The 23,032-nt window shown below is 72.1% G+C and carries 21 protein-coding genes; 15 read left to right on the plus strand and 6 right to left on the minus strand.

Annotated features, from left to right (window positions below; genetic code table 11):
* Window positions 1-29: 29 nt before the first annotated feature.
* From ADJ73_RS03405 to ADJ73_RS03430, 6 genes are all read left to right on the plus strand, one after another.
* Entirely contained in the window at window positions 30-1,274 is a 1,245-nt protein-coding gene (locus ADJ73_RS03405; protein WP_050347098.1) for a 3-hydroxyacyl-CoA dehydrogenase NAD-binding domain-containing protein, read from the plus strand.
* An 87-nt stretch (window positions 1,275-1,361) separates the two neighbouring features.
* A complete protein-coding gene (gene paaI / locus ADJ73_RS03410) occupies window positions 1,362-1,799 on the plus strand; it encodes a hydroxyphenylacetyl-CoA thioesterase PaaI (RefSeq protein ID WP_216593666.1) in 438 nt (145 codons plus the stop codon).
* Between the two features lie 157 nt (window positions 1,800-1,956).
* The gene (locus tag ADJ73_RS03415; RefSeq protein WP_050346957.1) at window positions 1,957-3,204 is read left to right on the plus strand and encodes an IS256 family transposase; all 1,248 of its coding nucleotides are present in this window, start codon (window positions 1,957-1,959) and stop codon (window positions 3,202-3,204) included.
* Between the two features lie 106 nt (window positions 3,205-3,310).
* Window positions 3,311-4,627: a phenylacetate--CoA ligase PaaK gene (gene paaK / locus ADJ73_RS03420; RefSeq protein WP_050347099.1), complete on the plus strand. Its 1,317-nt coding sequence runs from the start codon at window positions 3,311-3,313 to the stop codon at window positions 4,625-4,627.
* Window positions 4,628-4,693: 66 nt separating this feature from the next.
* A complete protein-coding gene (locus ADJ73_RS03425; protein ID WP_050347100.1) occupies window positions 4,694-5,503 on the plus strand; it encodes an aminotransferase class IV in 810 nt (269 codons plus the stop codon).
* Window positions 5,500-5,715, plus strand: a complete 216-nt coding sequence (locus ADJ73_RS03430; RefSeq protein WP_050347101.1) for a hypothetical protein — start codon at window positions 5,500-5,502, stop codon at window positions 5,713-5,715. Before ADJ73_RS03425 ends, ADJ73_RS03430 begins: the two co-directional genes overlap by 4 nt.
* A 66-nt stretch (window positions 5,716-5,781) precedes the next feature.
* Here the strand turns inward: ADJ73_RS03430 and ADJ73_RS03435 are convergent, their stop codons facing one another.
* Both ADJ73_RS03435 and ADJ73_RS03440 read right to left on the minus strand, forming a co-directional pair.
* The gene (locus ADJ73_RS03435; protein ID WP_050347102.1) at window positions 5,782-6,642 is read right to left on the minus strand and encodes a class I SAM-dependent methyltransferase; all 861 of its coding nucleotides are present in this window, start codon (window positions 6,640-6,642) and stop codon (window positions 5,782-5,784) included.
* 75 nt (window positions 6,643-6,717) lie between these two features.
* Window positions 6,718-7,008 (minus strand): YciI family protein, encoded by a 291-nt coding sequence (locus ADJ73_RS03440; protein ID WP_050347103.1) that lies wholly within the window; start codon window positions 7,006-7,008, stop codon window positions 6,718-6,720.
* 105 nt (window positions 7,009-7,113) lie between these two features.
* On the opposite strand from ADJ73_RS03440, the gene ADJ73_RS03445 reads away from it, so the two are divergent.
* Window positions 7,114-8,556 carry a threonine/serine ThrE exporter family protein gene (locus ADJ73_RS03445; RefSeq protein WP_050347104.1) on the plus strand — a complete coding sequence of 481 codons (1,443 nt, stop codon included), beginning with the start codon at window positions 7,114-7,116 and terminating at the stop codon, window positions 8,554-8,556.
* A gap of 83 nt (window positions 8,557-8,639) precedes the next feature.
* Here ADJ73_RS03445 and ADJ73_RS03450 read toward each other — a convergent pair whose 3' ends face one another.
* Together ADJ73_RS03450 and ADJ73_RS03455 are read right to left on the minus strand one after the other, a co-directional pair.
* Window positions 8,640-9,275 (minus strand): MBL fold metallo-hydrolase, encoded by a 636-nt coding sequence (locus tag ADJ73_RS03450; protein ID WP_050347105.1) that lies wholly within the window; start codon window positions 9,273-9,275, stop codon window positions 8,640-8,642.
* Window positions 9,275-10,360, minus strand: a complete 1,086-nt coding sequence (locus ADJ73_RS03455; RefSeq protein ID WP_050347106.1) for an S-(hydroxymethyl)mycothiol dehydrogenase — start codon at window positions 10,358-10,360, stop codon at window positions 9,275-9,277. The genes ADJ73_RS03450 and ADJ73_RS03455 overlap by 1 nt, the downstream gene beginning before the upstream one ends.
* A gap of 181 nt (window positions 10,361-10,541) precedes the next feature.
* On the opposite strand from ADJ73_RS03455, the gene galE reads away from it, so the two are divergent.
* The 8 genes from galE to ADJ73_RS03495 all read left to right on the plus strand — a co-directional run bounded on the left by galE (window position 10,542) and on the right by ADJ73_RS03495 (window position 20,170).
* Window positions 10,542-11,558, plus strand: coding sequence for a UDP-glucose 4-epimerase GalE (gene galE / locus ADJ73_RS03460; protein WP_050347107.1), 1,017 nt, complete (start codon window positions 10,542-10,544; stop codon window positions 11,556-11,558).
* Between the two features lie 413 nt (window positions 11,559-11,971).
* A complete protein-coding gene (locus ADJ73_RS03465; protein ID WP_050347108.1) occupies window positions 11,972-13,411 on the plus strand; it encodes a cytochrome ubiquinol oxidase subunit I in 1,440 nt (479 codons plus the stop codon).
* Window positions 13,412-13,431: 20 nt separating this feature from the next.
* Window positions 13,432-14,517: a cytochrome d ubiquinol oxidase subunit II gene (cydB, locus tag ADJ73_RS03470; RefSeq protein WP_050347109.1), complete on the plus strand. Its 1,086-nt coding sequence runs from the start codon at window positions 13,432-13,434 to the stop codon at window positions 14,515-14,517.
* Window positions 14,518-14,626: 109 nt separating this feature from the next.
* Window positions 14,627-16,294: a thiol reductant ABC exporter subunit CydD gene (gene cydD, locus ADJ73_RS03475; RefSeq protein WP_050347110.1), complete on the plus strand. Its 1,668-nt coding sequence runs from the start codon at window positions 14,627-14,629 to the stop codon at window positions 16,292-16,294.
* Window positions 16,291-17,913: a thiol reductant ABC exporter subunit CydC gene (gene cydC, locus ADJ73_RS03480; RefSeq protein WP_050347111.1), complete on the plus strand. Its 1,623-nt coding sequence runs from the start codon at window positions 16,291-16,293 to the stop codon at window positions 17,911-17,913. Before cydD ends, cydC begins: the two co-directional genes overlap by 4 nt.
* Window positions 17,914-17,938: 25 nt before the next feature.
* Window positions 17,939-18,433 carry a low molecular weight protein-tyrosine-phosphatase gene (locus tag ADJ73_RS03485; protein WP_050347112.1) on the plus strand — a complete coding sequence of 165 codons (495 nt, stop codon included), beginning with the start codon at window positions 17,939-17,941 and terminating at the stop codon, window positions 18,431-18,433.
* 201 nt (window positions 18,434-18,634) lie between these two features.
* The gene (locus ADJ73_RS03490) at window positions 18,635-19,417 is read left to right on the plus strand and encodes a VOC family protein (RefSeq protein WP_050347113.1); all 783 of its coding nucleotides are present in this window, start codon (window positions 18,635-18,637) and stop codon (window positions 19,415-19,417) included.
* A gap of 24 nt (window positions 19,418-19,441) precedes the next feature.
* Window positions 19,442-20,170: a maleylpyruvate isomerase family mycothiol-dependent enzyme gene (locus ADJ73_RS03495; RefSeq protein WP_050347114.1), complete on the plus strand. Its 729-nt coding sequence runs from the start codon at window positions 19,442-19,444 to the stop codon at window positions 20,168-20,170.
* Between the two features lie 74 nt (window positions 20,171-20,244).
* On the opposite strand, the gene ADJ73_RS03500 is transcribed toward ADJ73_RS03495, so the two are convergent.
* Together ADJ73_RS03500 and ADJ73_RS03505 are read right to left on the minus strand one after the other, a co-directional pair.
* The gene (locus ADJ73_RS03500; RefSeq protein ID WP_050349235.1) at window positions 20,245-21,957 is read right to left on the minus strand and encodes an ABC-F family ATP-binding cassette domain-containing protein; all 1,713 of its coding nucleotides are present in this window, start codon (window positions 21,955-21,957) and stop codon (window positions 20,245-20,247) included.
* Between the two features lie 291 nt (window positions 21,958-22,248).
* A complete protein-coding gene (locus ADJ73_RS03505) occupies window positions 22,249-23,004 on the minus strand; it encodes a hypothetical protein (RefSeq protein WP_050347115.1) in 756 nt (251 codons plus the stop codon).
* Between the last annotated feature and the right edge of the window lie 28 nt (window positions 23,005-23,032).

The following is a 23,032-nucleotide window of genomic DNA, read 5'->3' on the forward strand; positions in this document are numbered from 1 at the left end:
CAGTCCCGCCGACGTGCCACGATGCCCCCATGACGGACCATGCGAGCGTGTCCAGCGATGCCGTCGACGCCGCCGGGGGGCGCGGCTGCGTCGCCGTGGTCGGCGCGGGGGCGATGGGCTCGGGGATCGCCCAGGTGGCGGCCCAGGCCGGCCACGACGTGATCCTGGTGGATGCCCGCGAAGGCGCTGCTCAGGCCGCTGTCGAGCGGCTCGGGGCGACGCTGGGGACCCTGGCCGGCAAGGGCAGGATCACGCAGGAGGACGCCGACGCGGCCCGGTCGCGGCTGAGCTGCGTCGACGACCTGCGGAGCCTGCCCTCGTGCCGGCTCGTCGTCGAGGCGGTGGTGGAGGACCTCGAGGCCAAGCGTGAGATCTTCGCCACGTTGGCGTCCCGGCAGGACGCGGACACGATCCTCGCGTCCAACACCTCGTCGCTGTCGATCACCGCCATCGCCGAGGGGATCGCCCACCCCGAGCGGATCATCGGGCTGCACTTCTTCAACCCGCCGCCGTTGATGAGGCTGGTGGAGGTCGTGCGCGGCGCCCGGTCCGGCGCCGACACCATGACCGAGGCGGTCGAGCTCATGACGGCCTGGGGCAAGACGCCGGTGCGGTGCACGAGCACCCCCGGGTTCATCGTCAACCGGGTGGCGCGGCCGTTCTACGGCGAGGCGCAGCGGATGGTGCAGGAGGGGATCTGCTCGGCGGCGACGGTGGACGAGGCGCTGCGTCAGGCGGGGTTCCGGATGGGGCCGCTGGAGCTGACCGACCTCATCGGGCAGGACGTCAACCTCGCGGTGGGCACGTCGGTGTGGGAGCAGACCGACCACGACCCCCGCTACGAGCCGACCGCCTTCCAGCAGGACCTCGTGGCCCAAGGAGCCTTGGGGCGCAAGACCGGCCACGGCGTCTACCGGTATGACGACGCCGGCAAGCCGCTGGACGCCGAGCCCGACCTGGCCGCGGTGACGGCGCTCGTGGGCGGCCCGGTGCGCACCGACCCGGTGGCCCGGACCGTGGCGATGCTCGTCAACGAGGCCGTGGCCGTCGTCGCGCGCGGCGAGGCTGCCCCGGAGGACGTGGACACGGCGATGCGGCTCGGCACCAACTACCCGCGCGGGCCGATCGAGTGGGGCCGGGAGATCGGCCTCGACGTGGTCGGGGCGCAGCTCGAGGAGCTCGCCGCGATCTACCCCACCGGCCGCTACCGCCCCTCCAAGGGCTTGCACCTCCCTCAGGTGGTCACACCCGCCGGGGTCAGCACCCCCGGCTGATGCCCCTACCGGGGGCAGGCAGATCGACCGGCCCTCGTTCCGCAGGCTGATTCACCTACCGCCGGTAGGTCATGACGAAGGAGTCACATGCTGGATCCCGCACTGGCCCACGTCCGCACGATGTGGGACCAGGACGGCGCCTCGCGGCACCTCGGCATCGAGCTGCTCGAGGTCTCGTATGACGCCCACGACCGTCTCGGCCGGGCCCGCACCCGGATGCCGGTGACGGACACGATGGTCAACGGGCACCAGATCACGCACGGTGGCTACATCTTCACGTTCGCCGACTCGACCTTCGCGCTGGCCTGCAACGCCGGGGGCGAGCTGACCGTCGCGGCCGGCTGCGACATCGACTTCGTGCGGTCGGCGGCCCTCGGCGACGTCCTCCTCGCCGAGGGGGTCGAACGAGCCCGCTACGGCCGCAACGGCATCACCGACGTCACCGTCACCCGGGAGAGCGACGGCGAGCTGATCGCCCACTTCCGTGGCCGGTCCCGCGCCCTCAAGCCCCGCCCCTCCGCCTGAGCGGCCATCGACCGCACCCACCACCTGCGCCCAAGTGAAGTCCAGCAGAGTGGTGTACGACGGACCTGAGTGAGCGCGTGCCTCCAACGTAGGCGCGGCCACCGGGTGGATCCTTCGAGTGATCTGCGAAAACCGACTCGAAGAAGGAACCACAACGATGACCGCTGTACCCAGTATCGACCCTGCCCGCTTCCTCGACGAGCAGCTGTCCCAGGCGAGCCCTGATCTGATGCGGGAGCTGCTCACCACGTTCGTCAACGCACTGCTCTCCGCCCAGGCCGACGCGGTGTGCGGCGCCGGCTACAACGAGCGGAGCCCGGAGCGGGTCAACTCCCGCAACGGCTACCGCCACCGCGACCTCGACACCCGGGTCGGGACTCTCGACGTCGCAGTGCCCAAGCTCCGCCAGGGAAGCCTGTATCCGGAGTGGCTGCTCGAACGCAGGAAGCGTGCCGAACGAGCACTGACCAGTGTGGTGGCGACCTGCTACCTGCTCGGGGTCTCGACCCGGCGGATGGACAAGCTGGTGGCGACCCTCGGCATCACCGGGTTGTCGAAGTCCCAGGTCTCGGTGATGGCCAAGGAGCTCGACGAGCAGGTCGAGCAGTTCCGCACCCGTCGGCTCGAAGAGGCCGGGCCGTTCACCTTCGTCGCCGCCGACGCGCTCGTGCTCAAGGTCCGCGAAGGTGGGCGGGTGGTGCCGGTGCACGTGCTGGTAGCCACCGGCGTGAACGCTGATGGGCACCGCGAGATCCTCGGCGTGCAGGTCACCACCAGCGAGGACGGCGCCGGCTGGCTCGCGTTCTTCCGCGACCTCACAGCCCGCGGCCTGGCCGGCGTCAAGCTCGTCACGTCCGACGCGCACGCCGGGCTCGTGAACGCGATCGCCGCGACCATCCCGGGCGCTGCCTGGCAGCGCTGCCGCACCCACTACGCAGCGAACCTGATGTCCGCGACCCCAAAGTCGTCCTGGCCATGGGTCAAGGCGTTGCTGCACTCGATCTACGACCAGCCCGACACCGACGCCGTCCACGCCCAGTTCGACCGTGTCGTCGACGCCCTGGCCGAGAAGCTTCCCGCCGTCGCCGAACATCTCCAGGACGCTCGTGCCGACATCCTCGCGTTCACGCCGTTCCCAAAGGAGGTCTGGCGTCAGATCTGGTCGAACAACCCCAACGAACGGCTCAACCGCGAGATCCGCCGACGCACCGACGTGGTCGGGATCTTCCCCGACCGCGCATCCATCATCCGGCTCGTCGGCGCCGTCCTGGCCGAGCAACACGACGAGTGGGCCGAAGGCCGCCGCTACCTCGGACTCGACGTCCTCGCCCGCGCCCAAGCCGTCGACACCCAGCACGCCGAGGAGGTGAGCACCGACCTCGAACTTCAGGCCCTCACGGCCTGACCGACACGCCCAACCGAGGGATCAACCTCATACACCACCCCAGCGGACTTGACCTGCGCCCACCGCCTGCGCCCAGCCGCCTGCAGCCACCGACGAAGGAGTCGCCATGACACTGCCCCCCATCGAGGAGCGCCCCGACCTCTACGACGAGGCCGAGCGATGGTCGGTGGACCAGCTCCGCGCACACCAGCTGCAGAGCCTCCAGGCGTCGGTGCGGGCGGCATACGAGCACGTCCCCCACTATCGGCGTCAGCTCGAGGAGCGCCAGGTCCACCCCGACGACATCACGTCCCTGGAGGACGTGCGGCTGCTGCCGTTCACGACGAAGAAGGACCTGCGCGACAACTATCCCTTCGGGCTGTTCGCCGTGCCGCGCGAGGAGGTCGTGCGCATCCACGCGTCGTCGGGGACGACCGGCAAGCCCACCGTCGTCGGCTACACCAAGCAGGACATCACCACGTGGGCCACGCTCGTGGCGCGCTGCATCCGCGCCGCGGGCGGCCGGCCCGGCGACATCCTGCACAACTCCTACGGTTACGGCCTGTTCACCGGCGGGCTGGGCGCCCACTACGGCGCCGAGCACGCGGGCTGCACCGTCGTCCCGGCGAGCGGCGGCAACACCGAGAAGCAGATCCAGCTGATCCAGGACTTCCGGCCGCGGATCATCTGCGTGACGCCGTCCTACTTCCTTTCAATGCTCGACGCGATGGAGGGCTTCGGGATCGACCCGCGGGAGACCTCGCTGGAGATCGGCATCTTCGGCGCCGAGCCCTGGACCGAGGCCATGCGCCAGGAGATCCAGGAGCGCGCGGGCATGCACGCCACCGACATCTTCGGGCTGTCCGAGCTCATGGGCCCGGGCGTCGCGCAGGAGTGCGTCGAGACCAAGGACGGGCTGACCCTGTGGGAGGACCACTTCCTCGCCGAGATCGTCGACCCGCTGACCGACGAGCCGGTCGCCGACGGCGAGGAGGGCGAGCTGGTCTTCACGTCGCTGACCAAGGAGGCCATGCCGGTGCTGCGCTACCGCACCCGCGACCTCACCCGGCTGCTCCCCGGCACCGCGCGCCCCGCGATGCGGCGGCTGCAGAAGATCACCGGCCGCACCGACGACCTGATGATCGTCCGCGGCGTCAACGTCTTCCCCACCCAGATCGAGGAGATCGTGCTGGCCGTCGACGGGCTCACGCCCTACTTCCAGTGCGTCCTCACCCGCCCCGGCCGCATGGACGAGCTGACCGTCCGCGTCGAGGCCTCGCCGGGCGTCGACGAGGCACGTCGCGCCGCGATCGTCCGCGAGGTGCAGCACCACATCAAGTCCCGCATCGGCACGTCCGCGCGGATCGAGGTGCTCGGCGAGGGCGGTGTGGAGCGCTCCGTCGGCAAGGCGCGCCGGATCGTGGACGAGCGCAACCTGCGCTGACGGGACGGACGCGAGGGGCGGTGACCACGTGCTGAGCGGGCGCGGCATACGTGGCACGATGCGCTCGTGAAGAAGACCGAGGCCGTCCGTGACGGCGAGCGCTGGTGGTGGGGCCCGCAGCCTCCGGGCGACCACCCCCCGCAGGTGATCGACTCCTGGCTCGTGCAGGAGGGCCGCGCCCGGCGGCCGGAGCGACACATCCAGCGGTTCGCGGCGACGGCGGACTTCTTCGTCAGCCACCAGGACATCGACGTGGTCGTCGACGAGGTCCTGGAGCGAATCCCCCGGGCCGACAAGTGGTTTCCGCGACTGGAGGCCTACAACGACGCGGTCGCCCTGTGGCTGCGCAAGGCGACCGACGCGCCGGTGGACGTGACGCTGTGGGTGGCCGACGTCCCTGATCCGCGAAAGTGGCCGCACGTCAAGGGACCTGACCTCATCGTGCAGGGCGACCTGCAGGCGAGGGCCCGCGCGATGGGTGCGGACGACGCCCTCCTGTGGCGCGTCGAGGACCGGCTGCCCGAGGCCCTGGAGGCGACGTACTCCGCGCTGGTGTGGTGGGACGGCGAGGCCTTCGTGACGCGCCCCGTGGACGACCTGTCGCTGCCGTCGGTGACCATCGAGTGCCTCGAGATCTCCCTTGCCGACACCTCGCACCCGCTGCGGCGCGGCCGGGTCACCGTCGACGCGCTGCTCGACAAGCCCGTGTGGGCGGTCAACGCGGCCAGGGGGATCCAGCAGGTCTCGAGCTGGGTGCTGCCCGGCGGCGAACCCCGCCACTCCCCCCACGGCGCGCTGACCGCGGGCCTCACCTCGCTGCTCTGCGACGCCCTCGAGGAGACGACCGGGCCGCTGCCCGAGCAGCTCACCACGTGATCGTCGAGCCGGTCCCGCAGCCCGTCTACGCCTTCGACCAGGTCGGGTCGTTCGCCGCGCGCCCCGCCGGGCTGGCGCTCACCGGCGTCGTCGCGGAGGCCGTCGGCGAGCAGCGCTGGCTCCTCGTGGTCGCCACGGTCATGGCGGTCTCGGCGGTAGCCGCCGCGGCGCTCCCGTCGGTGCGCCGCCTCGAGCGTCACCAGCCCGTATGACGTCCGCCCGCCGCCGACCGCACCGGCCGGGTCGCGCGGCCCGCCGTCCCACCGCCCCGCCCCACCTCAGGCCTTCCTCGCCACCAGGGTGAACGTGCACGGCACCAGGTCGCGCTCCCCCTCCGGCCAGGCGTATCGCTCCGGCGAGACCTCCACCATGCGATCGGCGAATCGCCAGGGCAGCGTGCGGCCCTCGTCATACCGCTCGATCACCAGGCCGGCGCCCAGCACGGCGCCGATGGTCTCCGAGACCGGGTGCGGGTACTCGTAGGTGCGGGTGCTGGTGAGCCGGCCGTCGCCGATGTAGGTCGTGTCCTCGTCCCAGGTCTGGGCGCGGCCGTCCGCGAAGTAGCGGTGGCGGATGCGCAGGTCGGGGGCGGTGTCGTCGAGGCCGTAGAGCATGGGGTGGCCGTCCCGGATGAAGAGGATGCCGCCCGGCCGGAGCAGCCCGGCCACCTGCTCGGCCCAGCGGGCGAGGTCGCCGAGCCAGCCGATGGTGCCGATGCTCGTGTAGACGACGTCGAAGTCGCCGGTCACCGCGGAGCGCGCGTCGAGGACGTCCGACTCCACCCAGGTGACGCCGGTCCCGGTCGCGGCGTCGAGCCGTCGTGCGGCGGCGAGGGACGAGGGCGAGAAGTCGACGCCCGTCATACGACCGCCGGCGCGGGCCAGGCTGATGGTGTCGGTGCCGATGTGGCACTGCAGGTGCACCACGTCACGGCCGCGGAGCGAGCCCTGGGGCAGGTGGGCACAGAGCACCGGCAGGTCGTCGCTCACCACCGTCGAGACATAGGCCGGGTCCGCCGCGTATCGCTCGATCCCGTAGGCGACCTCGTGGAGGGCTGCTCGCTCGTCCCAGTTGGCGCGGTTGGCGTCGCGGGCGTCAGCCCAGTCGACCTCGACGTCGGCGCCCTGCTGCTCGCTCATGCGCAAGAACCTACCGGCGGTAGAGGAATCGGCCTGGTGAAGGAAGGCCGGCAGATCCCCCCTACCCCCGGCAGGTCAGCGCTGGTCGGCGAAGATGCCGATGACGGGGTTCCACTCGGTGACGTCGATGCCGGCGACGAGACCGTGCTGCTGGAAGGGGTCGTCCTCCAGCAGCGAGCGCACCTCGTCGGCACTGTCGGCGCGGAAGATCAGCAGCGCCGACGCAGGCTTCACGTCGACGTAGGGACCGGACGCCTGCAACGACCCCGACTCGGCGAGCCGGCCGAGGAACGCGCGGTGCTCGGGCCGGATCTCGTCGAGGCGGGGGTCGTCGGAGTAGGAGTAGCGGACAGCGAAGTAGGCCATGCCCTCAGGCTAGGCGAGACCCAGGGATGACGGACGATGGGCCCGACCGGATAACCTTGCCGGGCAAGGCGCACCGTCGAGAGAGACTCGTGGCAGCGTGGACCGGTGCCCCTCGACCCGGCTGACGCCGTCTTCACCTTCGCCCTGCGTGCCGGGGACCTCATGGTCCGCAACGGCGCGGCCTCCGCCAACGTCACCCACGTCCTCCTCGCCGTCACCAGCGCCCGCGGTTTCCCGGGGGCGACGGCGAGCGTGACGATGGGCCAGATCAGCCTCAGCCTGCTGCGCCCGGAGCAGCCACCGATCGCAGTGGTGCACAACATCGGCGCGTCCGGCTTCAACCTCGAGGCCGTGACCGAGACCGAGCAGATCGTCGAAGCAGTCATCACCCGAGAGCTGACCATCGAGGAGGGGCTGCACCGCCTCGACGAGCTCGACCCGGAGCAGGTCGGCCACACCCCACCGGTGCAGCTGGCGGGCTGGGGTCTGATGGCGGCCGGCTTCGCGTGGCTCCTCGGCGGCGACTGGGCCGCCTGCACGCTCGCGTGCCTCACCGCGATCCTCATCGAGCTGACCGGTTCCCGGCTCACGCGCGCGGAGCTGCCGGGCTTCTTCAGCCACGCCATCGCGGGCGGCGCCGCGGCCGTCGTCGCCCAGGAGATCGCCCCGACAGAGGCATCGGCGCTGGTGATCACGGCCGCCCTGGTGAGTCGCCTGGCAGGGGCGGCGACCTTCGGCGCGGCCCACGACCTCCTCACGGGGTGGTTCATCACCGCCGCGGGGCGTCTGGTCGAGGTCGCTCTCAACACCTCGGGGCAGGTGGTTGGCGTCATCCTCGCCATCAGCGTGGCCAGCAGGCTCGGGGTGCGGCTGCGGATCGAGGACGTGACGGGCTCCGCGAACGGGCTGCTCGCCACCACCGCGGCGGCGGTGGTCGTGTCGGTGGGCTTCGCCATCGCGAGCCAGCTCCGGTGGAGACGTATGCCGGCCGTCGCCGCCCTCGCCGCGCTGGTCTACCTGGTCTACGTCGGGATGCAAGCGATCGGTTGGGGCAAGCTCGTCTCCGCCGCGACCGCAGCCACCACCCTCGGCGTCATCACGGTGCTCATCGCGCCATACATCAAGATCCCCTCGTCGGGCGCCCTCGGCGTGGTCCTCGCGCCCCTCCTGCCGGGGATGCTCGTCTACCAGGGCTTCGTCGCGATGGCTCTGCACCACCCGGGCAGCTCGTCCTTCCTCGAGGCGGGCGGCGTGGCGCTGTCGACGGGCGCCGGTGCCGTCCTGGGGCAGTTCATCGCCGCGCAGGTCATCGGCCACACCCGCCGGGTGCGGCACGACCGGTTGCGCCTGCAGGGGGACGAGACGATCCACACCAACCCGCACGTCCTGACCGCTCAGTGGCTGAGCGCGCCGACCTTCCGGCGCCCTTACCTGGTGGACACGATCGGGGCGCTGCACGAGCAGGCGGAGTCGGAGGCCGAATCGGAGGTTGGGGCCGAGGCTGAGTCGGAGGCTGAGTCGAGATCGGAGCGGCCCACGATCTCGTGACCTCGCCGAGGCAGACCTGCCGCCGGTAGTGCGACCCGCCTGGGGAAGGAAGCCCGGCGGATCGGGCTACCGGCGGCGGGGGGTCAGGCGGAGGGGTCCTCCCACCCGGCGGCACCGGCCTTCTCCGCCCCGATCGTCGTGTCCGGGCCGTGCCCGGTGTGCACGATCGTGTCGTCGGGCAGCGCGAAGAGTCGGGTGCGGATCGAGTCGACGATCGTGTCGTATGACGAGAACGACCGTCCCGTGGCGCCCGGGCCTCCCTGGAAGAGGGTGTCTCCGCTGAAGACGCAGCCCAGCTCCTCGCTGTAGAAGCAGGTGCCGCCCGGCGTGTGCCCCGGCGTGGCGATGGCCTGCAGCGTGACCCCGGCGACCTCGACGGTCTCGCCGTCGACCACGTCCTCGTCCGGCTGGCGCGTGTCGTAGGTCTGCTGCCACAGCTCGAGGTCGTGGAAGCTCAGCAGGATCTGGGCACCCGTCGCCTCCGCCAGCTCGGCCGCCCGGTTGACGTGGTCGTCGTGGGCGTGGGTGCAGACGATGGCCTTGAGCGTCCGGTCCCCGACCGCGGCCACGATGGCCTCCGCGTCGTGCGGCGCGTCGAAGACCACGCACTCGTCGCCGTCACCGACGATCCACACGTTGTTGTCGACGTCCCACGTCCCCCCGTCGAGGGAGAACGTGCCCGAGGTGACGAGCTGCTGGACCTGCACGTCGCCGGCCATCAGAGCGTCACCACCGATCGCAGCACGTCGCCGCGCTTCATCGTGGCGAAGGCCTCCTCGACCTGGTCCAGGGAGATCGTCTCGGACACGAACGCGTCCAGGTCGAGCCGCCCCTGCAGGTAGAGGTCCACGAGCATCGGGAAGTCGCGAGACGGCAGGCAGTCGCCATACCAGCTGGACTTGAGCGACCCACCCCGCCCGAAGACGTCGAGCAGCGGCAGCTCGATCTTCATCTCCGGCGTCGGCACGCCCACGAGCACGACCGTCCCCGCGAGATCCCTGGCGTAGAAAGCCTGCTCGTAGGTCTCGGGGCGGCCCACCGCCTCGATCACGACGTCGGCGCCGTTGCCGTCGGTGAGCGCCTGGACCGCCTCGACGACGTCCCCGTCGGCGGGGTCGATGGTGTGCGTCGCGCCGAGCTCGCGGGCCTTGGTCAGCTTGCGCGGGTCCGTGTCGATGCCGATGACCGTGGCCGCGCCGGCGAGGCGCGCGCCCACGACGGCCGCCATACCGACTCCGCCGAGGCCGATGACGGCCACCGAGTCGCCCCGGCCGACACCCCCGGTGTTGATCGCGGCGCCCAGCCCGGCCATGACGCCGCAGCCCAGCAGACCCGCCGCCTCGGCCCCGGCGCGCTCGTCGACCTTGGTGCACTGACCGGCCGCGACCAGCGTCTTCTCCGCGAAGGCGCCGATCCCGAGGGCCGGCGTCAGCTCGGTGCCGTCGGTGAGCGTCATCTTCTGGGTGGCGTTGTGCGTGTTGAAGCAGTACCACGGGCGGCCGCGGCGGCAGGCCCGGCACTCGCCGCACACCGCGCGCCAGTTGAGGATCACGAAGTCCCCCACCGCAACCTCGGTGACGCCCTCGCCCACCGCGCTGACCCGCCCGGCGGCCTCATGCCCGAGCAGGAACGGGAACTCGTCGTTGATCCCGCCCTGCTGGTAGTGGTAGTCGGTGTGGCACACGCCGCACGCCTCGATGTCGACGACGGCCTCGCCCGGCCCGGGGTCGGGCACCACGATGTCGACGAGCTCGACCGGCTCGCCCTTGGCTCGGGAGATCACTCCCTTGACGGTGGTGGGCATGCGCGCCCCTTCCTGGCCTCGCGGCCGGTTGTCCCTGCGCTCACTATGTCCTTGCCCGCGGTCCCTGACGATCAACCGGTCGTATGCCGGAAGCGCCCGTCTCGCGTGCAGCAGGCGCTGCGCTCGACCGGGATCCCGGGAGCCTCGGCCGGGCCGGCGCTGCTCCGCCTAAGGTGGTGCCATGCGCGTTCTCGTCAGCGGTGGGGCCGGCTACATTGGCTCGCACACCGTCCTCCAGGTCCTTGCCGCCGGCCACGACGTGGTCGTCGTCGACAACTTCTCCAACGCCAAGCCGTCCGTGATGGCGCGGCTCGAGGCGCTCGCGGGGCAGCCGATCGAGGTCCACGGCTTCGACCTGACCGACCGGGACAAGACCGAGCACCTCTTCGCCCACGAGAAGTTCGACGCGGTCATCCACTTCGCGGGCTTCAAGGCCGTCGGCGAGTCCGTGGAGAAGCCGCTCGAGTACTACGAGAACAACCTCGACTCGACGTTCTCGCTCGTGCGCGCCATGCAGCGCCACGGCGTCAAGAAGCTCGTCTTCTCCTCCAGCGCAACGGTGTACGGCGAGGACGCGCCCGTCCCGATGAAGGAGGACTTCCCGACGTCGGCGACCAACCCCTACGGCTGGACCAAGGTGATGATCGAGCAGATCCTGCGGGACGTCGCCGTCGCGGACCCGCAGATGCGGATCGCGCTGCTGCGCTACTTCAACCCCGTGGGCGCGCACCCGTCCGGCACCATCGGCGAGGACCCGCAGGGCATCCCCAACAACCTCGTGCCGTTCATCGCCCAGGTTGCCGTCGGTCGGCGCGAGCACCTCAACATCTTCGGCGACGACTACGACACCCCCGACGGGACGGGTCTGCGCGACTACATTCACGTCGAGGACCTCGCTGCCGGCCACGTCGCGGCCCTGAACCGTCTGGGCGAGGTGAGCGAGCCCGTCTCCACCTGGAACCTCGGCACCGGCCAGGGGACCTCCGTCAAGGAGATGCTCGCGGCGTTCTCGCGGGCCGTGGGGCGCAATCTGCCCTACAAGATCGCGCCGCGGCGACCCGGTGACATCGCCGCCTCGTATGCCGACCCCTCGCGCGCCAACGCCGAGCTCGGCTGGCAGGCGACGCGGACCGTCGACGACATGTGCGCCGACACCTGGCGCTGGCAGTCCGGCAACCCCGAGGGCTACCCCAGCTGAGCCGTCCTGGCCGTATGGCGGCGGCTCGGCGCGGCACAGAGCGGTCGCACATGCCACGTCTGCGCGCCGCTGGCGGCGGATGTGCGACCACTCTGGCGGGGCCGGGGGCGGGACTGCCACCCCGCCCGCCCGCCCGCAGGACGGGAGCGGGCGAGGCGGCCCGCCATACGTCCTGTGCTTGTGAAGTCAGTCACAAGCAGCCGGTCGCGGCGGCGCGACCCGCCCGTCACCGCCGAAGCGAATCCCCCACTCCCCGTGCAGAGTCCGGCAAAACCGGGCGATTTGCACAACACTGATGTTGCCTAAAACCGCAGGTCACGCCGGGGTTGCAGACGCCAGGGGGCGGCTCGTGGCGCGGTTACCGATCGTTAATATTCAAAGGGTCAACATCACGTCTCACGACGGAGAAGTCCATGGACAACCTGGACCTGGCCCGGTGGCAGTTCGCGATCACCACCGTCTACCACTTCCTCTTCGTGCCGATCACCATCGGCCTGTCGGCGATCGTCGCCGGCTACCACACCGCCTGGGTGCGGACCCGCAAGCCTGAGTACCTCCGTCTGACGAAGTGGCTCGGCAAGCTCTTCACGATCAACTTCGCGCTCGGCCTGGTCACGGGCATCGTCCAGGAGTTCCAGTTCGGGATGAACTGGTCGGACTACTCGCGGTTCGTCGGCGACATCTTCGGCGCCCCGCTGGCGTTCGAGGCGCTGCTCGCGTTCTTCCTCGAGTCGACCTTCCTCGGGCTGTGGATCTTCGGCTGGGGCCGGATCCCGGAGCGGCTGCACGCCTGGACCATGTGGATCGTCCACATCGGCACCGTGCTGTCCGCCTACTTCATCCTCGCCGCCAACTCGTTCATGCAGCACCCGGTCGGGTTCCGCTTCAACCCGCAGTCGGGGCGCGCCGAGATGGCCGACTTCATCGCCGTGCTGACCAACAAGGTCCAGCTCGTGACCTTCCCCCACGTCATCACCGCCTCCTACATGACCGGCGGCGCCGTCGTCGTCGGCGTGGCGCTGTGGCACTACCTGCGGCGGGGCCGGATCGCCGACCGCGACCGCGAGATGTACCGCAAGGCCGTCCGGGTCGGCGCCATCGTCTCCCTCGTCGCCTCGCTCGGCGTGATCGTGACCGGCGACCTGCAGGGCAAGGTCATGACCGACGTGCAGCCCATGAAGATGGCCGCCGCCGAGGGGCTCTACCACACCGAGAAGCCCGCCGGGTTCTCACCGTTCACCATCGGCTCGCTGGACGGGTCCCGCGAGGTCTACTCGATCAAGATCCCCGGCCTGCTGAGCTTCCTCGGCACCGGCTCCTTCGACGGCGAGGTCAAGGGGATCCGCGACATCCAGGCCGACTACCAGCAGAAGTACGCCGCCAACCGGCTCACCGCCGACCCGGCCACCAACTACGTGCCCAACATCCCGACCACCTACTGGACCTTCCGCCTGATGATCGGCGTCGGCTTCCTGTCGATGCTGCTGTCGGCGCTGGCCCTGTGGGCGACCCGCAAGGGCGGGACCCCGCCGACCGCGCGCTGGTGGAAGCACGTCGTGATCTGGAGCCCGCTGCTGCCGGTCGTCGCGGTCTCCTTCGGCTGGATCTTCACCGAGGTCGGGCGTCAGCCCTGGATCGTCTTCGGCCAGATGTCGACGGCCACGGGCGTCAGCCCGTCCGTGCCCGCCTGGTCGGTCCTGGTCTCGATGGTCGTCTACACCCTCCTGTATGCCGCCCTGGCGGTCGTCGAGGTCAAGCTCTTCCTGAAGTACACGCGTGTCGGGGCCGAGCCCGCCGACACCGAATCACCCGCGGACGCCGGCGAGGACAAGCCCCTCGTCTTCGCCTACTGAGGCGCTGAGGAGTCACAGACATGGAACTCTCGGTCATCTGGTTCATCCTGATCGCGGTCCTGTGGACCGGCTACTTCGTCCTCGAGGGGTTCGACTTCGGCGTCGGCATGCTGCTGCCGATCCTCGGCAAGGGGCGCGACCAGCTGGACGGTGACAACCGTCGCCGGGTCCTGCTCAACACGATCGGCCCCCACTGGGACGGCAACGAGGTGTGGGTGCTCACCGCGGGCGGCGCGACCTTCGCGGCCTTCCCGCACTGGTACGCCACCCTCTTCTCCGGCTTCTACCTGCCGCTGCTGCTGATCCTGGTCGCCCTGATCATCCGCAACATGGGCTTCGAGTACCGCCACAAGCGCGACGACGACCGCTGGCGCCGCAACTGGGACCTGTGCATCGTCATCGGCTCCTTCCTTCCGGCGCTGCTGTGGGGTGTCGCGTTCGCCAACATCGTGGCGGGGGTGCCGATCAACGAGCACAAGGAGTACACCGGCAACCTCTTCACGCTGCTCAACCCCTTCGGCCTGCTCGGCGGGGTGACCACGCTGCTGCTCTTCCTCACCCACGGCGCGGTCTTCGTCGCGCTCAAGACGAGCGGCGAGATCCGTGAGGAGGCTCGGGCCTTCGCGTGGAGGTCGGGGCTCGCCGCGGCCGCGGTGGCCGTGGTCTTCCTGGTGTGGACCATGCTCAAGACCGGCAACGCCGGCTCCTGGGTGCTCGCGATCCTCGCCGCCGTCGCGCTGGTCGTCGGCCTGGTCATGACCCGTGCCGGCCGGGAGGGCATCGGCTTCGCCGGCACGGCCGCCGCGATCGCGCTGGCCGTGTGGGCGCTCTTCACGGCGCTCTTCCCCGACGTGATGCCCTCGTCGACCAACCCGGCCTGGAGCCTGACGCACACCAACGCCGCCAGCACCGACCTGACGCTGAAGATCATGACCGGCGCGGCCGTGGTCTTCACCCCGATCGTGCTGGCCTACACCGCGTGGACCTACTGGATCTTCCGCAAGCGGATCTCGGTCCACCACATCCCGCCGGCCCACGAGCCGCGCGAGGTGCACGAGCTGGAGGCCGAGCACCTCGCCGAGGGCGGCGCGCACCGCGCCCGCTGAGCCCCGCCGACCTCCCCGTGATCGTGAGGGTTTCGTCCACCATGGGTGGACGAGACCCTCACGATCGTCGTGGGGCGAGACCGACGAGTCCGACGAGGAGCTGCTCCGCGTGAAGCCGTTCGACCCCCGCCTGCTCCAGCTGCTCCCCGGGGCCCGCCGCGACGTCCTCGCGCTGGGCCTCGTCGGGACCGCGCAGGGGGTCGCCGCGATCGGCCAGGCCTTCGCGGTCGCGGCGGTCGTCGTGACCGTCGTCCGGGGCGGGTCGGTGCTGCCGGCGGTGATGTGGCTGGCGGGCGTTCTCGTCATACGGGCGGTGCTCACCGCGGCCAACGAGATCGTCGCGTCCCGCGCCGGCACCCGCGTCAGCTGCGGGCTGCGCGAGCTGCTGCTGCGCACCTGGCTCGCGCACCCCGCCGACTACCGCCCCGCCCCCGCGGCCGCCCAGACCCTCGCCGCGCAGGGCACCACGTCGATCGAGACGTATGTCGCCCGCTACCTTCCCGCCCTCGTCGCCGCCGGGGCGCTGCCGGTGATGGCCGTGGTGACGCTGGCCTTCGTGGACCTGTGGTCGGCGCTGATCGTCGTGCTCACCCTGCCGCTGCTGCCGCTCTTCGCCGCGCTGATCGGCCACGCCACGGCCGACGCGTCCGGGAAGCGGTGGCAGGCCATGGCGGCGCTCGGGGGCCACTTCCTGGACATGATGCGCGGGCTGCCGACCCTCGCCGGCTACGGCCGGGCCGAGCGCCAGACCGACACCATCCGCGACGTGTCGGTGCGGCACCGGCGCGCCACGGTGGCGACGCTGCGGCTGGCCTTCCTGTCGTCCGCGGCGCTGGAGCTGCTCGCGACGATCTCGGTCGCGCTCGTCGCGGTGTCGGTCGGGATCAGGCTGACGTGGGGCTCGATCGAGCTGGGGCCCGGGCTGGCGGCGATCCTGCTGGCGCCGGAGGCCTACTGGCCGATCCGCCGGGTGGGGCAGGAGTTCCACAACGCGGCCGACGGGGCCGAGGCGCTCGCCGCGGTGGCCGACGCCGCCTCAACCCCCACCCCTCCCCCCACCTGTTCCCCCGATCGTGGACGTCTTGGGTCACCTGGCGACCAAAGGCGTCCACGATCGCGGGAAGGGCGGGGATCGCGGGAGATCAAGGAGATAGTCGCGGCGCTGGTGGGCGTTGGCTACGCCTACCCGGGCGCCACGACGGAGGTCCTGCGCGACCTCACGCTGCGCGTCCCCCGCGGCCTGACCGTCGTCACGGGGCCGTCCGGGGCGGGCAAGACGACCGCCCTGGAGCTGCTGTGCGGGCTGCGGCGGCCGACGTCGGGCACGGCGCGGCTCGCGACGTCGGCCCACCTGGTCACGCAGCGACCGTTCCTGACGTCGGGGTCGATCCGCAGCAACCTGACCCTCGGCGCCGGCAAGATCCCCGACGCCGACCTGCTGGCAGCCCTGGACCAGGTCGGCCTCGGCGGGCTCGTCCGCGGTCTCGACGACGGGCTGGCGACGGCGCTCGGGGACGACGGGTTCGGCCTCAGCGCGGGGCAGCGCGCCCGCCTCGGCGTGGCCCGCGCCCTGCTGAGCGACGCCCCGCTGATCGCCCTCGACGAACCCACCGCCCACCTCGACCCCCACGCCACCGCCCTCGTCGACGACGTGCTGCGCACCCTCGCCGAGCGCCGCGCGGTCGTCGTCGTCACGCACCGACCCGGGCTGGTGGCCGTGGCGGACCAGCACGTCACCCTCCCCTCCCTCGTCCTCACCGAGGAGGGGGCCCGATGAGCACCCGAGCCGTATGGCGCATGCCCCGCGGCCTCGGGGTCGCCGCCCTCCTCGGCGGCCTGTCCACCGCCAGCGGCATCGCCCTCACCACCACCTCCGGGTGGCTGATCGTGGCCGCCTCGCACCGCCCGCAGATCCTGACGCTGATGGCGGCGATCGTGGCGGTGCGGGCGTTCGGCATGGCCCGGCCGGTGCTGCGCTACGCGGAGCGGGTGCGGTCGCACGACGTCGCGCTCGGCGACCTCGCCGAGCAGCGTGTCGAGGCCTACGCCGCGCTGGTGCCGCTGACGCCGGCCCGCCTCGGCCGGCGGTCCCGCAGCGACGTGCTGACGGGCGCGGTGGACGACCTGGAGGACCGCGTCTATGCGCAGATCCGGGTGGTGGTGCCCGTCGTCGGCTCGGCCCTCGCGGGCGTGCTGACGGTCCTGGCCACGGCCCTGTTCTCCTTCGCCGCGGCCGGGATCGTGGCGGCGGTCCTCGTCGGGTGCGCCCTCGTGGCGTGGCTGGTGCTGGCCAGCGAGCGCGCGGCGCAACGGGACTGGCTGGACGCCCGGGCCGAGGTGGCGCGGGTCGCGTCCCTCGTCACGTCCCACGCGCTCGAGCTGCAGGCGATCGGCGCGACCCGCGGCTCGGACGCCTGGCTCGCGGCCGCGCACGACCGCCTCGCGCGCGCCAACGCCCGCCGAGCCCGCGGCCGCGCGCTGGGCATGGCCCTCACCGGGATCGTCTGCGCGGCCGGGACGATCGCGATGGCCGTCTATGCCTACGGGATCGTGCAGCACGGGTTCAACGACGCCATCGCCGCCCTGCTCGTGCTCACGCCCGTGGCCGCGGCCGACGCCTTCACGCCGCTGCCGGACGCCATGGGCGCGTGGGCCCGGGCCGAGGGCAGCCGCGCCCGCCTGGACGCCCTCCTCGGCCAGGAGGCGCCCCTCGGGGAGCACGGGCCGGGCGAGGCGCCAGGGGCGGACGGCATACGGCCTCCGCGGTTGACCGTGGACGAGGTGACGGCGCGCTGGACCTCCGGACGAGCCGTCGTGGGACCCGTGACCGCGGCGCTCGAGCCCGGCGAGTCGGTGCTGGTCACCGGGCCCAACGGGTCCGGCAAGTCGACCCTGCTGGCCGTGCTCGCCACGCACCTGGACCCGGCCTCGGGCCGCTACGCCCTCGGCGGGGTGGACAGCCGCGACGTCAGCGTGGCGTCGCTGCGCGCCCGGGTGGCGGTGCTGGACGACGAACCCCACGTCTTCGCCTCCACCGTGCGCGAGAACCTCCGCCTGGCCCGTCCCGCCGCCACCGACGACGACCTGGTGGCGGCCCTGCGCCGGGCCGGGCTCGACGCCTGGCTGACGGGCCTGCCCGACGGCCTCGACACCATGCTGGGGACCGGTCACCGCGGCGTCTCCGGCGGCGAGCGCGCCCGCCTCGGGCTCGCCCGCGCGCTGCTCTCCGGCCGCCCGGTCCTCCTGCTCGACGAACCCGTCGCCCACCTCGACCACGCCACCGCCACCGCGGTCCTGGGCGACCTTCTGGCCTCGCGCGGCGACCGGACCCTGGTCATGGTGAGCCACCGGGAGGACGGGGTGGCCGGGTTCGACCGCGAGCTGCGGCTGGGCTGACCGCGGGCGCGGGATACTGGCGGCCATGACCTACCGCATCTGCGTCATCTGCTCGGGCAACATCTGCCGCTCCCCCATGGGGGAGGTGATCCTGCGCCACCTCCTCGAGGAGGAGGGGCTCGGCGAGCAGGTCACGGTCGACTCGGCCGGCACCGGCGGCTGGCACGAGGGCGACGGCGCCGACCCCCGCACCCTCACCTCGCTGACCACCGGCGGGTATGACGGCTCCGCGCACCGCGCCCGCCAGTGGCAGCGCGAGTGGTATGCCGACCGCGACCTCGTCCTCGTCGCCGACCGCGGCCACGAGCGGGAGCTGCGGCGCGGCGCCCCCACCGACGCCGACCGCGAGAAGGTAAGGCTGATGCGGGAGTTCGACGACGACGCGGTGGCGGCCGGGACGCTCGAGGTGGACGACCCCTACTACGGCGACGCGGCGGGATTCGACCGGTGCCGCGACGAGGTGGAGGCCGCGATGCGCGGCGTGGTCGAGCACGTGAAGGAGCAGCTGGCGGCGCGGTGACCGGGCGGGACCTCGGCGGCGCGGGACCTCGGCGGCGCGGGACCTCGGCGGCCCGGGACCTCGGCGGCGCGGGACCTCGGCGGCCCGGCCGGGCGGGGCGCGCCATACGGGCTGGTATCCCCACCTCGCTGACACGAGCCGCGCCCTCTGGTCAACTGGACCCACGACTCAGCTGGACCCGCGACCCACCAAGGAGTCCCCATGCCGATCCGCGACACCACCTGGCCCGAGGGCACGCCGTGCTGGCCCGACCTCATGTGCGACGACCCGAGGGCGGCGGCGAGGTTCTACGGGCAGGTCTTCGGGTGGGAGGTCGAGGAGGGGCCGGACGGCTACCTGCTGATGCTGCGTGACGGCAAGCGCGTCGCGGGGATCGGGCCCAAGCCGCCCGCGGCGCCGTGGCCCGCGGTGTGGACCACCTACCTCGCCGTCACGGACATCCACCGCAGCGTCGGTCACGCCAAGGCCGAGGGCGCGCAGCAGCTGCTGCCGCCGACCCCGGTCCCGGGGCTCGCCCAGATCGCCCTGGTCGTGACCCCCACCGGCGAGCACGTCGGTCTGTGGCAGGCCGAGCCCGCCATCGGCACCGAGCGCTACAACGAGCACCACGCCCCCGTGTGGAACGAGCTGATGACCCGGGACCCCCAGGAGGCGATGGGCTTCTACAGCGAGGTGCTCGGCTACTCCTACGAGGAGTTCACCGAGGACGACGGCGAGCTCGCGTACGCCACCATGGTGACCGTCGACGGCCGGCCCGTCGCCGGGCTGGGCCTGATCGGCCCGGAGTACGACGACAGCTTCCGGCCGCACTGGATGACCTACGTGTGCACCGACGTGCCGGCGGCGACGGTGTCGGCGGCGCGGCGCCTCGGCGCAGACGTGCTGATGGACGTGGTGAGCGGGCCGTTCGGGGAGCAGGCGGTGCTGCGGGGGCCGCAGGGCGAGGTCTTCAGCGTGATCCGCCCGGACCACCTGGACGAGTGAGCGGCTGAGGCTAGGGTGCAGACCATGGATGCAGCGCAGCGCCTGGAGGCCCTCCGCGCCGTCATCGCGGCGATCGCCGGCAACGGCCCCAACCTGTCCCCCGACGTGCCCGTCGAGACCTGCCCCGGGTGGACCGTGGAGGACGTCGTGGACCACCTCGGCCGGGTCCACCTGTGGGCCCGGCAGGCCACGCTCGGGACGACGCGGCCGCACCTCGGGCCGCGCGAGATGTCCGACGGCCAGACCCTGGGCGAGTGGTATGCCGCCTGCGGCAAGCAGCTGCTCGAGCGGCTGTCCGGGGCCGACGTGACCGAGGAGTGCTGGACCTTCGACCGGCAGGACCGCACGGTGGGCTTCTGGGTGCGGCGCCAGCTGCACGAGTCGACGATCCACTGGGCCGACCTGGCGCACGCCCACGGCGTCGAGGCCGAGATCACCCCCGAGGTGGCGGACGACGGGATCGACGAGCTGCTCCACCTCTTCGTCCCCAACCGCATCTCCGACCCGGCCAGGGCGCTGCCGCTGCCGCTCGCGATCCGGGCCACCGACACCGGGTCGGTGTGGTGCGTCCAGGAGGACGACGGCCAGGTCGTAGCGACCCGCGGCGAGGAGGGCGAGGTCGTCGGGGAGATCCGCAGCGGAGCGGTCGAGCTCTACCTGGCCCTGTGGGGTCGCGCCCCGCGCAGCAGCCTCCTGGTGGTGGGCGAGGGCGCGCCGGCGCGAGCCTTCCTGGCCGAGCAGCTCGTCCCCTAGCGTGCTGAGCTGCCCGGCCGGCGGCCGCCGGCAGGGTGGATCGGCCGGCGGCCGCCGGTAGGGCACGTCCTCGGCTACCGGCGGCGGCGCACCCGCGTCTCGTCCCACACCGGCTCGTCCGACTCGTAGACCTCGCCGTCCGCCCCGAGCACCAGGAACCGGTCGAACCCCCGCGCGAACCACCGGTCGTGGGTGACCGCCAGCACCGTCCCCTCGAACGCCGCCAGCCCCTCCTCCAGCGCCTCCGCCGAGTGCAGGTCCAGGTTGTCCGTCGGCTCGTCGAGCAACAGCAGGGTCGCTCCGGACAGCTCCAGCATGAGGATCTGGAACCTCGCCTGCTGGCCACCGCTCAGCGAGTCGAAGGTCTGCTCCGCCGACCGGGCCAGCTCGTACCGGTCGAGCACGCGAGCCGCCTCGTCCCGGGTCCGCCCCGCCCGGTGGTCGTCGCCGCGATGCAGGATGTCGAGGAGCGAGCGGCCGGCATACGCGTGGTGGTCGTGGGTCTGGGCGAACCAGCCTGGCCGGACCCGCGACCCGAGCCGTGCCAGGCCCGTATGCCGCACCCGGGGCGGCGTCGCGTCCCCCACCGGCTGGTGCTCGACGTCGGGGTCGGACCCGCCGGCCGCGAGCAGCCGCAGGAGGTGCGACTTGCCGGAGCCGTTGGAGCCGAGGACGGCGACGCGCTCGCCGTACCAGACCTCGAGGTCGAACGGCCGCATCAGCGAATCAGCCTCTGCTGCGGTCGGATCCGGGGCCAGGAGCTCGAGCTGCTGACAGACGACGGCCCGCTTGGCGGTGCGACCACCGGTGAGCCGCATGCGGACTCGCTGCTCGCGGGCCACCTTCTCGGGAGGCCCGGCCTCCTCGAACCGCCGCATCCGGGTCTGGGCCGCCTGGTATCGCGCCGCCATGTCCGCGTTGTAGGCGGCCTTCTGCTTGTACATCAGCACGAGCTGCCGCAGCTTGGCGTGCTCCTCCTCCCAGCGCTTGAGCTGCTCCTCGAGGCGGGCGTTGCGCTCCGCACGGGCCTGGTGCCACGTCGCGAAGCTGCCGGGGTGGGTCCACGCGGTCGCGCCCGCCGCGCCGGGCTCGAGCGTGACGACGCGAGTCGCCGCCTGGCTCAACAGCTCTCGGTCGTGACTGACGAGCAGGACCGTCTTGGCGGTCTCGCGCAGGCGCTGCTCCAGCCACCGCTTGCCGGGGACGTCGAGGTAGTTGTCGGGCTCGTCGAGGAGCAGCACGTCGTCGGGTCCGCGGAGGAGGGCCTCGAGGACGAGGCGCTTCTGCTCGCCACCGGACAGGGTGGCGGCGCGGCGGTACTCCGCCTGCTGGAGCGGGACGCCGAGCGCCGCGACCGTGACGGTGTCCCAGAGGGTCTCGTAGTCGTAGCCGCCGGCGTCGCCCCAGTCGGCGAGGGCCTGGGCGTAGGCCATCTGGGCGGGTTCGTCGTCGACCTCCATGATCCGCAGCTCGGCCGCGTCGACGGCCTTGGCGGCGTGGGCGATCCGCTCGGGCGCCGCCTCGACGAGCAGGTCCCGGACGGTCTCGTCGCCGCGCACGCTGCCGATGAACTGCCGCATGGTGCCGAGGCCGCCCGACCTCGTGACGGCGCCGCCATGGGGGTCGAGGTCGCCCGCGACGATGCGCAGGAGCGTCGTCTTGCCGGTGCCGTTGGGGCCGACGAGGGCCACCACGGCGCCGTCGCCGACCCGGAAGCTCACCTCGTCGAGCAGCGGTCGCCCGTCGGGGAGGGTGAAGGAGATCTGGTTGAGGTCGAGGTGTCCCACGCCGGCCACCCTGGCATCAGTGTCCGGCGCGGCTCCACCGGTTTCGTGCTTCCGCCTACCGGCGGCAGCAGAATCCGCCGGGTTTCCTCGACCAGGCCGATCTGACCAAGGCCGGTCGATCTCACCAGGGCCGGTCGATCTCACCAAAGCCGGTCGACTTGACCAAAACCGGCCAATCTCACCAGGGCCGGTCGATGTGTCACGGAGGGGGCCGTATGCCGAGAGCCCGCCCGCCTCACGCAGGGATGGGCCCAGCCTCCCCCGACGGCTGGGCCCACCACGTCCCTGCGATCAGCGCCCGCCCGTCGGCTGCCGGCCGCTCGTCGCGACGTTGGGGGCGTTCCGCACCACGCGACCATCCGCGAGGGTGAGGTCATAGGTCTCGCCCGGGGACGGGGCATCGGCCGGGGTGGGGGTCGACGGCCACCAGGCAGCGAAGTTGCCGGCATTCACCGTCGCGTTGACGTCCCTGCCCTGGGTGCGGATGGTGACCGCCCTCACGCCCGGGCCCAGGCGGCCGGTGGTGAAGGAGTAGGTCCCCTCCGGTCCCGAGCTCTTGCCACCGCCCCAGGCCTCGATCTGCCCGTCCTTCAGTGCGACCGGTGCGGCCGAGGACGCGGTGGCCAGGCCGCCTGTGACGCCGTTGACCGTCGCCGGGTCCGACGTCGTGAAGAAGCACTGCTGGGTGCTGCCGTCCGGCGCGCTCATGGCCAGGAAGAGGAAGCCACCGCGCTTCTCGGCGACGACGGTGCGCATGGTGTCCGGGTCGGTGGTCGGTCGCTGGTCGGCGACGTCCTTGGCCATGCGCGCCAGGTCGTCCCGCAGGTTGTCGAGGCACGCCTTCTCGGCCGTCGCGAGGGGCTTGGCCTCGACGGGCTGGGGGGTGGGGCTCCACGACGCATAGGCATGGGGCTCTCCCGGCCCATCCGCGAGGGCGAAGGCCAGTGCCAGCGCAGCCGCGGCACCGACGGGGACCAGCCACCGCACGACGCCAGGGCGGCGACGGCCTGCGGGCAGCTCGCTCAGGGTGCTGCCGGGTGCGGTCATCAGCTCGCTCAGCAGGGCTCTCCTGCGG

It is taken from the genome of Arsenicicoccus sp. oral taxon 190, from assembly GCF_001189535.1.
GTDB lineage: Bacteria > Actinomycetota > Actinomycetes > Actinomycetales > Dermatophilaceae > Arsenicicoccus.

Coding starts and splice junctions, on each gene's coding strand:
- ADJ73_RS03405 (WP_050347098.1), top strand. CDS start 30: ATGACGGACCATGCGAGCGTGTCCAGCGATGCCGTCGACGCCGCCGGG.
- ADJ73_RS03495 (WP_050347114.1), top strand. CDS start 19,442: ATGGATGCAGCGCAGCGCCTGGAGGCCCTCCGCGCCGTCATCGCGGCG.
- cydC (WP_050347111.1), top strand. CDS start 16,291: ATGAGCACCCGAGCCGTATGGCGCATGCCCCGCGGCCTCGGGGTCGCC.
- ADJ73_RS03465 (WP_050347108.1), top strand. CDS start 11,972: ATGGACAACCTGGACCTGGCCCGGTGGCAGTTCGCGATCACCACCGTC.
- ADJ73_RS03455 (WP_050347106.1), bottom strand. CDS start 10,360: ATGCCCACCACCGTCAAGGGAGTGATCTCCCGAGCCAAGGGCGAGCCG.
- ADJ73_RS03490 (WP_050347113.1), top strand. CDS start 18,635: ATGCCGATCCGCGACACCACCTGGCCCGAGGGCACGCCGTGCTGGCCC.
- ADJ73_RS03485 (WP_050347112.1), top strand. CDS start 17,939: ATGACCTACCGCATCTGCGTCATCTGCTCGGGCAACATCTGCCGCTCC.
- ADJ73_RS03450 (WP_050347105.1), bottom strand. CDS start 9,275: ATGGCCGGCGACGTGCAGGTCCAGCAGCTCGTCACCTCGGGCACGTTC.
- cydB (WP_050347109.1), top strand. CDS start 13,432: ATGGAACTCTCGGTCATCTGGTTCATCCTGATCGCGGTCCTGTGGACC.
- ADJ73_RS03435 (WP_050347102.1), bottom strand. CDS start 6,642: ATGAGCGAGCAGCAGGGCGCCGACGTCGAGGTCGACTGGGCTGACGCC.
- ADJ73_RS03415 (WP_050346957.1), top strand. CDS start 1,957: ATGACCGCTGTACCCAGTATCGACCCTGCCCGCTTCCTCGACGAGCAG.
- paaK (WP_050347099.1), top strand. CDS start 3,311: ATGACACTGCCCCCCATCGAGGAGCGCCCCGACCTCTACGACGAGGCC.
- ADJ73_RS03505 (WP_050347115.1), bottom strand. CDS start 23,004: ATGACCGCACCCGGCAGCACCCTGAGCGAGCTGCCCGCAGGCCGTCGC.
- paaI (WP_216593666.1), top strand. CDS start 1,362: ATGCTGGATCCCGCACTGGCCCACGTCCGCACGATGTGGGACCAGGAC.
- ADJ73_RS03440 (WP_050347103.1), bottom strand. CDS start 7,008: ATGGCCTACTTCGCTGTCCGCTACTCCTACTCCGACGACCCCCGCCTC.
- galE (WP_050347107.1), top strand. CDS start 10,542: ATGCGCGTTCTCGTCAGCGGTGGGGCCGGCTACATTGGCTCGCACACC.